Below are 12,159 nucleotides of genomic sequence, written 5' to 3'. Positions count from 1 at the left end.
AATTATGATAGACAAACTGGAAGCTATAAAAGGTCGTTTCGAGCAGGTATCGATGGCGCTTACCAACCCCGAGGTTGTTAGTGATAACAAAAAATTTGGTCAGCTCAGTAAAGAATACCGGCAGCTGGAAAAGATCGTGAAGGCATATGACGCCTACCGTAAATTGCTGGATAATATTGCATTTAACAAGGAAGTGCTGGACAGCGGCGATGATGAAATGCGTGAACTGGCCAAAGCCGAAACAGAAGAACTGCAGGAGCAGAAAGGCGCCCTGGAAGCCGAGATCCGTAACCTGCTGATTCCAAAGGATCCACAGGATGAGAAGAACGCCATCCTGGAGATCCGCGCCGGTACAGGTGGAGATGAAGCCAGTCTTTTTGCCGGTGACCTGTTCCGTATGTACCTGCGCTTCTGCGAGCTCAAAGGCTGGACCACCAGTTTGCTGAGTGAAAACCCCGGATCTGCAGGTGGCTACAAGGAAATAGTGATGGAAGTAAACGGCGACGATGTATACGGTACCCTGAAATTTGAATCCGGCGTGCACCGGGTACAGCGTGTACCGGCTACAGAAGCCTCCGGGCGGGTGCATACTTCAGCAGCAACGGTAGCAGTATTGCCGGAAGCGGAAGAAGTGGATGTGGATGTACGGGAAGCAGATATTAAAATGGATACTTTCCGTTCCTCAGGTGCAGGCGGACAGCACGTAAATAAAACCGAATCGGCTGTTAGGTTAACGCATATCCCTACCGGTGTGGTGGTAGAGTGCCAGGAAGGGCGCAGCCAGCATTCCAACAGGGAAATTGCAATGAAAATGTTACGGACCCGCATATACGAAGCAGCAGTACGTAAACACGAGGATGCTATTGCCTCCCAAAGGAAAAGTCTTGTATCTACGGGCGACCGCTCCGCCAAGATACGTACCTACAATTATCCCCAGGGCCGTGTAACGGATCACCGGATCGGGATGACAGTCTACAATATGGACGCCTTTATGAATGGCGATATTAAGGATATGATAGACGCCCTTCAGTTTGCCGAAAATGCAGAGAAGCTGAAACAGGGCAGTTAATAATCATTGATTTTGATTTTGTGGAAGGATAAGAGCTCTCCCCTGCTGTTATCTTTCCACAAAATTCCGGACAGCTTAATTTGTAATCACATAAAATATCCTACATTTAGTCAGCGGTCACAGGCCGTAGCACTAAAAGAAAACCTTTTCTTCCCCTAAAATTATCATCAAAATGTTAGAGCAATTAATGGACCTCGTCCGCGAAAATGCCCAGGGCGCTGTGGTAAACAACCCTGCAATTCCTAACGAACAGAATGAAGCCGTAATAGGTGCGGCTACTTCTTCCATTGCATCAGGTCTGCAACAGGAACTGGCAAGTGGCAATACTGAAGGAGTGTTGTCTTTACTGGGAGGCGCCAATAGTGATACTTCCAGTGCTAACCCGGTAGTGGGAAACATATCCAATAACTTCATAGGAACGCTCCTGGAAAAATTCCACCTGGATAAAGGCACCGCCACACAACTTGCGGCTACCCTGATCCCAACTGTATTAGGCTCCCTGGTTAATAAAACAAAGGACCCCAATAACAGCAGTTTTAGTCTGGACGGTATCCTTAATTCACTGACAGGCGGCTCTGCGCAGGGGCTTAACCTGAACGGTATACTGGGCGGACTGTCTGGCGGCCTCGATAAGAACGGCGATGGCCAGGTAAACCTGGAAGATTTGAAAAGCCTGCTATCCAACGGCGCCCAGCAGCAGCAGCAACAACAGGCGGGCGATGGTGGTGGAATTGGCGGATTATTAAAAAACCTGCTCGGGTAATCTTTTTCGCTACTTCATTGTTATATAGTCGTATACGTTACTTTTCTATGCGCAATTATTGTTATGTGATTTATGGCTGCAATTTTTTTATTGCCTGTTTATTTCTACTTATCAATATGTTGTGACTCATAAATCAACTTGGCAAGTTATTTGATTACAAGTTTTTCAATTAGTTTTGTTAACGGAATTAATGCAAAAAAAACTTCATGTCTAAATTTATTATGATGAAAAAACTCAATGTTCTGATAGCTGTGGTCTTGTCTGCAACCATGTTGTTCAGTTGTAAAACCTGGCAGGGTATAGATAATACTAAAAAAGGCGCTGCCATTGGTGTAGGTGGCGGAGCAGCCGCTGGTGCAATAATTGGTAAAGCAGCCGGTAACACTGCATTGGGAGCTATTATTGGTGCTGCATTAGGTGGTGCCGGTGGTGCTTTGATCGGTAAGAAAATGGATAAGCAGGCCCAGGAAATAAAAACCGAGGTGCCAAATGCGACCGTAGAACGTGTGGGTGAAGGTATCAATGTAACATTTGATGCCGGCGTTTTATTTGGCTTTGATAAATCCAACCTGTCTGCCGTAGCCCAGGACAATATTAAACAGCTGGCAGTTATCCTGAACAAATATCCTGACACTTATGTGCGTGTGGAAGGTCATACCGACGACAAGGGTACAGATGAATACAACATGGGATTGTCTGAAAGAAGAACTAAAAGTGTAATGGCTTACCTGGAAGCACAGGGTATTGCAAAGAGCCGTATTCAGGGATTCTGGTATGGTGAGTCACAGCCTAAAGTACCTAACGATTCAGATGCTAACCGCGCCATTAACCGCCGTTGTGAGTTCTCTATCTTTGCAAATGATAAAATGAAGAACGAGGCGAAGAAAGAGGCTGGTCAGCAGTAAAAAAAATAATAAAAACACTTATTTCTCATAAGCAGATATATATTCCCCCCTGGTTACAGGGGGGATTTTTTATTTATCCTTGTTAAAGAACAGGTAAACAACAATTTTGAATACCCATACTCCGGCAATAGCGCCTAAAGTATCTGCAACTAAATCATACATATCAAAGCTGCGGCCTATAGCCCAGTATTTCTGGATAAATTCTATTGCAAGGCCATAACCTGCTGCCAGCAAAACCAGGAGCACAAGTGTGGTGGTGGAGATGTGTTTCTTTTGCCAGTAAATAGCAAGGCTCAGGAACAGCACGATGCCGCCGAAAAGGCAGAAGTGAACAAACTTATCAAAATGGATCCTGTCAAGAAATGAGTTGGAGGGAATATCCTTCCCCGGAAGGGTGCACAAAACAAGGATCAGGATGATCCATAAAATAGCTGGTGTATAATATCTCAGAAGTTTCATGATCCTTTTTTAGTAGTAGTAAAAAGGACAACAGGCTTACCGTTCAATAACGTAGCCTGTTGTCCTTGCTTATATAAAAGATTATTTTGGTCAGAATTATTCACCTACCAGCGCCTGGTAAGCAGCAGCATCCAGGAGCGCTTCCACATCAGCCGGGTTGGTAACGGTAACTTTTACCATCCAGCCCTTACCATACGGATCCTGGTTTACCAGCTCCGGAGAGGCCTCCAGCTCAGGATTCACTTCACTAACGGTACCTGCAACAGGCATAAACAGGTCGGACACTGTTTTTACTGCTTCTACTGTGCCAAATACTTCTTCGGCGTTTATTGTTTTGCTCAATGAGTTGATATCTACAAAAACGATATCGCCTAATTCGCGTTGTGCAAATTCAGTGATGCCGATGGTAGCTACATTACCCTCTAATAAAACCCATTCATGATCCTTTGTGTAACGCAGGTTTGACGGAAAATTCATATCAAGTTTGATTTTGAGCCGTAAAAATACAGAAACTATTATGATTTTAACGGCGGGCTATCGTAAATTTTGACTTTCTGCCGACATGCTATTTTTCTCTAGAAGAACAGCCATTTCTTCACAATACGGATTTTCATAGGCACGTCCTGTAGAGGCCTGTCGTGGCTATCGGTTTTGAGCGCTGCAATTTTATCGATCACTTCCATGCCTTTGATCACCTGGCCAAATACAGTATAGTTTTGATCCAGGTGAGGGCTGCCTCCTGCTGTTTTGTATACCTGCCGCTGGTCTACAGGTATTTTGCGGCCTTTCAGCCTTGTTTGCTCCAGCTTGTCCAGTTGTTCATCAGTAAATACTTTGCCTTGCACAATGTAGAACTGGCAACCGGAAGATGCTTTGTCGGGCCGGTCTTCCCGGGCCGCAGCCAGTGCGCCTTTGCGGTGAAATAAATCCAGCTGGAATTCTGGTGGAATGGTATAACCCACATCGCCGTTACCCAGTGTATCGCCCGGAAGGGCATGTTTGGAATCAGGATCACCACCCTGGATCATAAAGTTCCGGATAACACGGTGAAACAGGGTACTGTCGTAGAAGTGTTGCCTGGCCAGCTTTACGAAGTTGTCGCGGTGTTTGGGCGTTTGGTCATACAACCGGATAACCATGGTGCCATAGGGAGTAATTACTTTTACTTTCCGGTTTTTGGCAGCCGCCAGGCTAACAATCAGTAAAAAAAGGGTACTAAGGAGTAACAGTTTCTTCATATGGGTGTATTATGCTTCTTCATGACCGGCAAAGTAAGCAATTACATGCTCTTTCAGGAAGATTTCCTGTTCAGTCATTTCCATTTTTGGAACCGGCTGCGTTTCTTTGAAATGCGGCCATCCGTCTTTATCGTAGCCATCAAGTTCAAAGTAACCACTCTGGCTCAGCAGCGTGCATACAGCCACGTGCATCAGGTCCTGCTTTTGTTCTTTGGTATATTTCTTCTTTAAATTATTTATTTCATTTACGCCGATGAGAAAAAGAATAGCTTCCATATTGGGCGTTTTACCAAATCTTTTGGTAAGCATATCTTCTACAGGTTTCCAGCGCTTCTCAAAATCTTCCATATTGCTGTTACTTTTAAATGATGAGCGTTTTTGCCAACGCCTTATTCCCCGCAAAGGTACGTTATAGGGAAAATATTATATAAATATGCCGGGCTTTATTAATTTAGGCAGCGCCCTAGAATGATTATTTATCGGAAATGAGCCATAGTAGCAAGTTTAACAGCATTTTAACGGCCCATTCACATAGTGATAAGTTTTATTTGACCAGAGAATGTTTATTTTAGCACACCTGAAAAATTATTAGCATGGAAAATACATCGTCCGACATCCGGCAACTGAATGAGAAGATCCACCAGGCAAGCGCTTTCGTGGACCTGCTCACAATGGAGTTAGGTAAAGTAATTGTTGGCCAGCGTTATATGGTGGAAAGACTGCTCATCGGTTTGCTGGCCCAGGGCCACGTACTGCTGGAAGGCGTACCCGGTCTGGCAAAAACCCTGTCTATCAAGTCCCTGTCATCCGCTATCAACGCCAAATTCAGCCGTATCCAGTTTACGCCCGACCTGCTGCCTGCGGATGTGATAGGCACCATGATCTATAACCAGCAAAAGAATGAATTTGTAGTACGCAGAGGCCCCATCTTCGCCAACTTTATCCTGGCAGATGAGATCAACCGCGCCCCGGCAAAAGTGCAGAGCGCCCTGCTGGAGGCTATGCAGGAAAGACAGATCACCATTGGCGATACCACTTTCAAACTGGATGAGCCTTTCCTGGTACTGGCCACCCAGAACCCGATTGAACAGGAAGGAACTTATACCCTGCCGGAAGCCCAGGTAGACCGTTTCATGCTGAAAGTAGTGATCGGGTATCCTACAAAGGAAGAAGAAAAACAGATCATCCGTCAGAACCTGAACCCGGAGCTCTCCACGCCTATCCGTTCCATTATCCAGCCTTCAGATATCCTGGAAGCACGTAAACTGGTAAGGGAAGTATACATGGATGAGAAGATCGAAAAATATATTCTTGATATCGTTTTTGCCACCCGTAACCCGGAAGATTATAAACTTAATAAACTGAAACCGCTGATCGCATATGGCGGTTCTCCAAGAGCCAGTATCAACCTGGCCTGGGCTGCCAAAGCCTACGCTTTCATGAAGCGCCGTGGCTATGTGATCCCGGAAGATGTGCGTAATATATGCTTCGACGTTATGCGTCACCGCGTAGGCTTAACCTACGAAGCAGAGGCAGAAAACGTTACCAGCGAAAATATTCTGAGTGAGATCCTGAATGCAGTGGAAGTTCCATAGCAGGACCGGTCATTTTCCGTAATTAGTAACTCAAAATCTTTCCCATTGGATACGGCTGAAATATTAAAAAAGGTAAGGCAGATAGAGATTAAGACGAAAGGGCTTACCAACCACATATTTGCGGGTGAGTATCATAGCGCCTTTAAAGGACGCGGTATGTCGTTCAGCGAAGTAAGGGATTATCATTTTGGTGATGATGTAAGGTCTATCGACTGGAATGTAACAGCCCGGTTCAACCACCCTTTTGTAAAGGTTTTTGAAGAAGAAAGGGAACTTACCGTAATGCTGCTGGTGGATATGAGCGAAAGCTCCTCCTTCGGTACCAAAAAACAGGATAAACGCGACCTGATCACGGAATTATGCGCTGTACTTGCTTTTTCTGCCATCAAAAATAATGATAAAGTGGGCGTTATCTTTTTCAGCGATGGTATGGAAAAATATATCCCGCCTAAAAAAGGTAAATCACATATTCTTTTCATTATCCGTGAGCTGCTATCGTTTACGCCTAAACGAAGAGGAACAAATATTAAAGAGACCCTGCGTTTCTTTAACAACGCTACCAAAAAACGGAGCATCGTTTTTATGCTGAGCGATTTCTTATCAGGAAATTACCAGGACGCATTGAACATCGCTGCAAAAAGACATGATGTGGTAGGGGTACAGGTGTATGACCAGCGCGATAAAGAACTGCCACCGGTAGGCCTGATCCAGGTAGCAGATGCTGAGACCGGCGCCACCCAATGGGTGGATACCAACGACCGCAGGGTGCGCCAGTATTATGAACAGCAATTTCTTCAGCATTCACAATATTGCAAAAATGCGTTTATGAAAAGTGGCGCAGAATTAGTGAGCGTACGTACCGACGAGGATTATGTGAAAGCGTTACAAACATTTTTCCTGAACAGGGCATAGATATAAAGGAGAGCAAATTAAACATGTATAAACAACAAGTTATAAGGCGTATATTTTTATGTTGCATACTGGGACTGTTATTCCCCTTTTCCCTGCTGGCACAGCAGGCAGTGGATGTAACCGCTAAAGCAGATACCAACAGTATCAGGATAGGCGAGCAGATAAAACTGCAGCTTACCGCCAAGCTTACAGCGCAACAGTTTAAAGACGCCAACTTCAAAGTGCTCTTCCCGGTATTACCTGATTCACTGGATCATTTTGAAGTGGTAACCCGCTCCAATCTTGATACACTGGTAAACCAGGATCAGCATATACTCCATCAAACTTATACTCTTACCAGCTTTGATTCCGGCCATTGGGAAATTCCCCCGATGCACTTTGAAGTTTTCAGCGGCGCCAATGCCACTGCCGACTCTGCAGTGACCCTGCCTATCGGGATAGATGTAAACACCGTGGCGGTAGATACCACCAAAGCATTCAAGCCTATTAAATCGATAAAGGGTGTTGCCTGGAGTATATGGGATTACTGGCTGTATATTGTAATTGGCGCAGCAGCTGTGCTTATTATAGGTGGGCTGATATGGTATTTCCGCACCCGTAAAAAGCCGGAACCGGTTGTGAAAACGCCGGTTGTTTCTCCTTACGAAATTGCTGTCCGCGAACTGAGAACATTGAAAGAAGAGAAAGTTTGGCAACAGGGCGATATCAAGCAATACTATACCCGGTTAACGGATATTTTGCGTACTTACTTTGAGCACCAGTTCAATATTGCTGCCCTGGAGCAAACCAGTGAAGAGTTGTTGCAGAATATTAAACCGGTAACTAAGCTGAACCAGCAAAGGGATAAACTGCGTTCTTTGCTGGCAATTGCAGATCTGGCAAAGTTTGCCAAACTGCAACCCACGGCAGATGAGCACACAGAATGTATGCAGAAGGCCGAAGAAATCCTGGAATGGACCAAGCCGAAAACAGGACCTGCAGAGGAAACCGGTGCGGATACAACCCTGGAGAAAGCATAAAGTCAGCATGGATCTTAATTAAAAATTGATGAATTTTTCAACCTGGAAAAATATTGAATTTGCCTACCCGGCTTTCCTGTGGCTTCTGCTGCTGGTGCCGGTATTAATATACTGGTACTTTGCACGGCGTAAAGGCCGGCAAAGTGTTATGATGGTGTCTTCCATTGAAGGTTTGAAAGGATTGCCGGTATCCTGGAAAATACGTTTCAGGCCCTTATTGCTGGTGCTGCGTATCCTGGCGGTGATTGCGCTGATTGTAGCCCTGGCGCGGCCACAAACCTCCAACACTTCTGAAAGCATCGACAGTGAAGGGATTGATATTGTAATGGCGATCGATATTTCAGGCAGTATGCTGGCGGAAGATCTGCAACCCAACCGAATGGAAGCGGCCAAGCGGGTAGCCACCGATTTTGTGGATAAACGTATCAGCGACCGTATCGGCCTGGTGGTATTTTCCGGTGAAAGCTTCACCCAATGCCCTATCACCACTGATCATGCGGTACTGAAGAACCAGATCATGCAGGTGAAAAGCGGTATGCTGCAGGATGGTACTGCTATTGGTATGGGCCTTGCTACTTCGGTAGACCGCCTGCGCAATAGCCGGGCAAAAAGCAAAGTGATCATTCTCCTTACAGACGGGGTGAATAATACTGGCCTTGTAGACCCGCTCACTGCACTGGAAATAGCCAAGGCATTTAAGATCCGTGTATACACTATCGGCGTAGGTACCATAGGTAAAGCCCCATTCCCTATGCCGATGTCTGATGGCAGCGTACAAATGGTAATGCAGGATGTACAGATCGATGAGCCATTGATGAAAAAGATCTCCAGGGAAACCGGAGGTAAATATTTCAGGGCCACCAATACCAATGATCTGAAGAGCATCTACAATGAAATTGACCAGCTGGAAAAAACAAAAGTAGAGATCACTTCTTATAAGCGTTTCGCAGAACATTTCTTCCTGCTGGCAATGATTGCTTTAGGCTGCATGCTGCTGGAAGTTGTACTGCGTTACACGCTATTCAAGAGCCTGCCGTAGTTGGGCGTAACTTTGGGCATCTTATAAATATGCAAGCAACAGTATATAAATCAACGGGAAGCTGGTATGTGGTAAGAACCGCTACCGGCGAAACTTTCCAGGCCAGGATGAAAGGTATTTTCAAAAAGAATGAAGATATCACTTCTACCAATCCTATCGCCGTAGGCGATGTAGTGGAAATTGTGGAAGATGATAGTGATGCTAACGCCAAGAATGCCATGATCACGGAAATAGGTTCCCGGAAAAATTATATTGTGCGCAGTTCTCCCCATGGTAAAAACAAAAAACATATAGTAGCCGCCAACATGGACCAGGCAATGCTGGTGTGCACAGTAAAGGAACCCCGTACTTCGCAGGGCTTTATTGATCGCTTCCTGGTTACTGCCGCCGCCTATCACATCCCCGTGATACTGGTTTTTAACAAACAGGATATTTACAGGGAAAAGGAAATCGAAAAGTTTGAAGAAATGGAAGCGCTGTACAGCGATATCGGTTACCAGGTATTATTAATTTCCGCTGCTAATGGTGGGGGGGTAGATGATGTAAGGGCGCTGCTGAAAGATAAAACCACTTTAATGGCAGGGCATTCCGGTGTAGGGAAATCTTCCCTGATCAATGTACTGATGCCCGGACTGGAGCTGAGGACCAAAGCTGTAAGTGGATGGAGTGGCAAGGGATTGCATACCACCACCTCTGCTGAAATGTACGACCTGCCTTTTGGTGGCTGCCTGATAGATACCCCCGGTGTCAGGGAATTTGGAATTGTAGATATTTCAAAGCCGGAGCTTTCCCACTATTTCCTTGAAATGCAGCCCTATATTGCCCAATGCCAGTTTAATAACTGTTTGCATATCAATGAGCCCGGCTGTGCCGTAAAAGCAGCAGTAGAGGAAGGGCATATCGATGCCGACAGGTATGTGAGCTACGCTACCATCCTGGAAACCATTGAGGAAGAACAATACTGATCAGCCTTTTCCCGGTTTGCCTAATTCGTCCAGCACTTTTTCAGCGCCCCAGTTACGCCTGGGTTGGGGACAGCCTTTTTTTTGTGTTCTGCAGGCGGTAAAGGCAAGAATAGCTGCCAGGGCCAGTAGAATAACCTTGCGCATAGGATAGGTTTAAAACAGGCGCATTTGTTTGCCCGCCTTACGGTTTTGTTGCTTTATTTCTTTTGTGTAGTAGTTGGAAGCGGGGCATCCTGTTTTTTGCGATGAACAGCTGGCAAACAGGATACTCCCCGATATCAGCAGGCATACTGGTATTTTCATAGGAGGATATTTACCTGCAATATAACATTTTTCTATAACATGAATATTATGGTTCCTTTACTTCCTCTGCATGCTGGTACCAGGATGCGTACATGCTGTAGTTTTTGGAAATACGGTTAATCTCCCCGTTGATAAGCGCCATGTCAATATCCTTCACTTTACGGGCAGGCACACCCGCGTAAATAGTGCCGGGTTCCACGTGTGTGTCGCTAAGCACAACAGCGCCCGCAGCAATAATACTGTTGCTGCTTACACGGGCATTATCCATCACAATAGCGCCCATACCTACCAGCACATTGTCTTCAATAGTGCAGCCATGAAGTATGGCATTATGGCCAATAGACACATTATTGCCTACTATTGTTTTTGTTTTCTGGTAAGTACAGTGAATTACTGCACCATCCTGTACGTTCACGTTTTCGCCGAGGCGGATACTGTTTACATCGCCGCGAACAACAGCATTGAACCATACTGTGCAACCTTTACCCATTACTACATCCCCTACTATGGTAGCGTTAGGGGCCACGTAACAGTCTTCAGGGATTTGAGGAGTAACTCCGTTCAGTGGAATAATGTGCGCCATAATTAAATGTTTTAGTGCTTATATTACAAATATAACAATTACTAATTAGCAGTTGTTTTCTAACTTCGCAAAGAACAGCGTAGTTAGTGATATGAATAACAGGCAACTTTTTTTGCAGCATGTAGCACAAACCTCCGATGCCCCTCTGGCACTGGAGATAGTGAAGGCGGAAGGCATGTATATGTGGGATGTAAACGGAAAACGATATCTCGACCTCATTGCCGGTATTAGTGTATGTAATGTAGGGCATTGCCATCCCGCCGTTGTAAAGGCCATCCAGGACCAGGCGCAACAGTATATGCACCTGCTGGTATATGGCGAATTTGTGCAATCGCCCCAGGTAGCCTTTGCCAGCCTGCTCACAGAGCACCTTCCGGAAAACTTAAACTGTGTATACTTTACCAACTCCGGCGCCGAAGCTGTGGAAGGCGCTATGAAGCTGGCCAAGCGATATACCGGTCGCCATGAAATAGCGGCCTTTAACCGCAGTTATCATGGTTCCACCCAGGGCGCCCTGAGCATCCTCGGGGATGAATACTGGCGCAACGCCTACCGGCCCTTGTTGCCCGGGATTCAGCACCTGGAGTATAATAACTTTGCATCACTGGAGTTAATAACAGAAAGAACTGCAGCGGTGATCGCGGAAAGCGTACAGGCAGAGGGCGGCGTAATAGTGCCACAACGGGAATGGCTACACGCTTTACGGGAAAAATGCTCTGCTGCAGGCGCACTGCTGATACTGGATGAAATCCAATGCGGTTTTGGGAGAAATGGAACACTATGGGCTTTCGAACAGTTCGGTATTGTGCCCGATGTTTTATTGCTGGGTAAAGCACTCGGCGGAGGTATGCCTCTGGGCGCTTTTATTGCCTCCCGAGATATTATGTGGACGCTGACCAACAACCCTGTATTAGGCCATATCACAACGTTTGGCGGGCACCCGGTTAACTGCGCCGCGGGCCGCGCCGGCTTCCAGGCTTTGCTTGACCAGCACCTTTTGCCAGAGGTGAATGCGAAAGGACAATTGTTCCTCGATCACCTGAAACATCCGGCCATAAAATCAGTGCGTTCGCTGGGCTTAATGATGGCAGTGGAGTTTGAAAGTTTTTCCGTAAATAAAAAGGTGATCGACTATTGCATCGATAAAGGAGTGCTTACAGACTGGTTCCTTTTTGCCGCTGAATGTATGCGTATTGTACCTCCGTTGATCATTACGCCCGAAGAAATTAAATGGGCCTGCAGCATTATCTGCGAAGCAGCAGATAATATATAACTATATAACAAGGCTAAATAAATAGTAAGCATTCCT

16 protein-coding genes are annotated in these 12,159 nt (G+C 45.8%); 9 read left to right on the top strand and 7 right to left on the bottom strand.

The window, feature by feature from the left end:
• Positions 1-4: 4 nt before the first annotated feature.
• From prfA to FN124_RS08100, 3 genes are all read left to right on the top strand, one after another.
• The gene (gene prfA, locus FN124_RS08110; RefSeq protein ID WP_142684225.1) at positions 5-1,069 is read left to right on the top strand and encodes a peptide chain release factor 1; all 1,065 of its coding nucleotides are present in this window, start codon (positions 5-7) and stop codon (positions 1,067-1,069) included.
• Between the two features lie 172 nt (positions 1,070-1,241).
• Complete coding sequence (locus FN124_RS08105; protein WP_142684224.1) at positions 1,242-1,832, top strand: hypothetical protein; 591 nt, start codon at positions 1,242-1,244, stop codon at positions 1,830-1,832.
• A 224-nt stretch (positions 1,833-2,056) separates the two neighbouring features.
• Complete coding sequence (locus FN124_RS08100) at positions 2,057-2,737, top strand: YiaD family glycine zipper/OmpA-like lipoprotein (RefSeq protein WP_142685508.1); 681 nt, start codon at positions 2,057-2,059, stop codon at positions 2,735-2,737.
• 69 nt (positions 2,738-2,806) lie between these two features.
• Here the strand turns inward: FN124_RS08100 and FN124_RS08095 are convergent, their stop codons facing one another.
• From FN124_RS08095 to FN124_RS08080, 4 genes are all read right to left on the bottom strand, one after another.
• Positions 2,807-3,196 carry a VanZ family protein gene (locus FN124_RS08095; protein ID WP_142684223.1) on the bottom strand — a complete coding sequence of 130 codons (390 nt, stop codon included), beginning with the start codon at positions 3,194-3,196 and terminating at the stop codon, positions 2,807-2,809.
• Positions 3,197-3,292: 96 nt separating this feature from the next.
• Entirely contained in the window at positions 3,293-3,673 is a 381-nt protein-coding gene (gcvH, locus tag FN124_RS08090) for a glycine cleavage system protein GcvH (protein WP_142684222.1), read from the bottom strand.
• 98 nt (positions 3,674-3,771) lie between these two features.
• A complete protein-coding gene (locus FN124_RS08085) occupies positions 3,772-4,434 on the bottom strand; it encodes a peptidylprolyl isomerase (protein WP_142684221.1) in 663 nt (220 codons plus the stop codon).
• 9 nt (positions 4,435-4,443) lie between these two features.
• A complete protein-coding gene (locus FN124_RS08080; RefSeq protein WP_142684220.1) occupies positions 4,444-4,782 on the bottom strand; it encodes a hypothetical protein in 339 nt (112 codons plus the stop codon).
• Positions 4,783-5,027: 245 nt separating this feature from the next.
• Between FN124_RS08080 and FN124_RS08075 the strand changes: the two genes are divergently transcribed.
• From FN124_RS08075 to rsgA, 5 genes are read left to right on the top strand one after another with little or no spacing between them, the layout of a single operon-like run.
• On the top strand, positions 5,028-6,029 hold the full coding sequence (locus FN124_RS08075) for an AAA family ATPase (protein WP_142684219.1): 1,002 nt from the start codon (positions 5,028-5,030) through the stop codon (positions 6,027-6,029).
• Positions 6,030-6,074: 45 nt separating this feature from the next.
• Entirely contained in the window at positions 6,075-6,941 is an 867-nt protein-coding gene (locus tag FN124_RS08070; protein WP_142684218.1) for a DUF58 domain-containing protein, read from the top strand.
• Between the two features lie 23 nt (positions 6,942-6,964).
• Complete coding sequence (locus tag FN124_RS08065) at positions 6,965-7,960, top strand: BatD family protein (RefSeq protein WP_142684217.1); 996 nt, start codon at positions 6,965-6,967, stop codon at positions 7,958-7,960.
• A 28-nt stretch (positions 7,961-7,988) separates the two neighbouring features.
• Complete coding sequence (locus FN124_RS08060; protein ID WP_142684216.1) at positions 7,989-8,999, top strand: vWA domain-containing protein; 1,011 nt, start codon at positions 7,989-7,991, stop codon at positions 8,997-8,999.
• 29 nt (positions 9,000-9,028) lie between these two features.
• A complete protein-coding gene (rsgA, locus tag FN124_RS08055) occupies positions 9,029-9,964 on the top strand; it encodes a ribosome small subunit-dependent GTPase A (protein ID WP_142684215.1) in 936 nt (311 codons plus the stop codon).
• Here the strand turns inward: rsgA and FN124_RS30865 are convergent, their stop codons facing one another.
• The 3 genes from FN124_RS30865 to FN124_RS08050 are packed head-to-tail and all read right to left on the bottom strand — an operon-like array spanning position 9,965 to position 10,850.
• The gene (locus FN124_RS30865) at positions 9,965-10,108 is read right to left on the bottom strand and encodes a hypothetical protein (RefSeq protein WP_185937129.1); all 144 of its coding nucleotides are present in this window, start codon (positions 10,106-10,108) and stop codon (positions 9,965-9,967) included.
• Positions 10,109-10,117: 9 nt separating this feature from the next.
• Entirely contained in the window at positions 10,118-10,267 is a 150-nt protein-coding gene (locus FN124_RS30860) for a hypothetical protein (protein ID WP_185937128.1), read from the bottom strand.
• Positions 10,268-10,313: 46 nt separating this feature from the next.
• Positions 10,314-10,850 carry a gamma carbonic anhydrase family protein gene (locus tag FN124_RS08050; protein WP_142684214.1) on the bottom strand — a complete coding sequence of 179 codons (537 nt, stop codon included), beginning with the start codon at positions 10,848-10,850 and terminating at the stop codon, positions 10,314-10,316.
• Positions 10,851-10,941: 91 nt separating this feature from the next.
• On the opposite strand from FN124_RS08050, the gene FN124_RS08045 reads away from it, so the two are divergent.
• Positions 10,942-12,123 (top strand): aspartate aminotransferase family protein, encoded by a 1,182-nt coding sequence (locus FN124_RS08045; protein WP_142684213.1) that lies wholly within the window; start codon positions 10,942-10,944, stop codon positions 12,121-12,123.
• Positions 12,124-12,159 lie beyond the last annotated feature (36 nt).

It is taken from the genome of Chitinophaga polysaccharea (assembly GCF_902150045.1).
Taxonomy (GTDB): Bacteria; Bacteroidota; Bacteroidia; order Chitinophagales; family Chitinophagaceae; genus Chitinophaga; species Chitinophaga polysaccharea_A.
Note: the sequence above shows the minus strand (reverse complement) of the source record. Positions and strands in the feature narration are given on the sequence as shown.

Coding starts and splice junctions, on each gene's coding strand:
- rsgA (WP_142684215.1), top strand. CDS start 9,029: ATGCAAGCAACAGTATATAAATCAACGGGAAGCTGGTATGTGGTAAGA.
- FN124_RS08105 (WP_142684224.1), top strand. CDS start 1,242: ATGTTAGAGCAATTAATGGACCTCGTCCGCGAAAATGCCCAGGGCGCT.
- FN124_RS30865 (WP_185937129.1), bottom strand. CDS start 10,108: ATGCGCAAGGTTATTCTACTGGCCCTGGCAGCTATTCTTGCCTTTACC.
- FN124_RS08060 (WP_142684216.1), top strand. CDS start 7,989: ATGAATTTTTCAACCTGGAAAAATATTGAATTTGCCTACCCGGCTTTC.
- FN124_RS08065 (WP_142684217.1), top strand. CDS start 6,965: ATGTATAAACAACAAGTTATAAGGCGTATATTTTTATGTTGCATACTG.
- FN124_RS08080 (WP_142684220.1), bottom strand. CDS start 4,782: ATGGAAGATTTTGAGAAGCGCTGGAAACCTGTAGAAGATATGCTTACC.
- FN124_RS08045 (WP_142684213.1), top strand. CDS start 10,942: ATGAATAACAGGCAACTTTTTTTGCAGCATGTAGCACAAACCTCCGAT.
- prfA (WP_142684225.1), top strand. CDS start 5: ATGATAGACAAACTGGAAGCTATAAAAGGTCGTTTCGAGCAGGTATCG.
- FN124_RS08100 (WP_142685508.1), top strand. CDS start 2,057: ATGAAAAAACTCAATGTTCTGATAGCTGTGGTCTTGTCTGCAACCATG.
- FN124_RS08075 (WP_142684219.1), top strand. CDS start 5,028: ATGGAAAATACATCGTCCGACATCCGGCAACTGAATGAGAAGATCCAC.
- FN124_RS08050 (WP_142684214.1), bottom strand. CDS start 10,850: ATGGCGCACATTATTCCACTGAACGGAGTTACTCCTCAAATCCCTGAA.
- FN124_RS08095 (WP_142684223.1), bottom strand. CDS start 3,196: ATGAAACTTCTGAGATATTATACACCAGCTATTTTATGGATCATCCTG.
- FN124_RS08085 (WP_142684221.1), bottom strand. CDS start 4,434: ATGAAGAAACTGTTACTCCTTAGTACCCTTTTTTTACTGATTGTTAGC.
- FN124_RS30860 (WP_185937128.1), bottom strand. CDS start 10,267: ATGAAAATACCAGTATGCCTGCTGATATCGGGGAGTATCCTGTTTGCC.
- gcvH (WP_142684222.1), bottom strand. CDS start 3,673: ATGAATTTTCCGTCAAACCTGCGTTACACAAAGGATCATGAATGGGTT.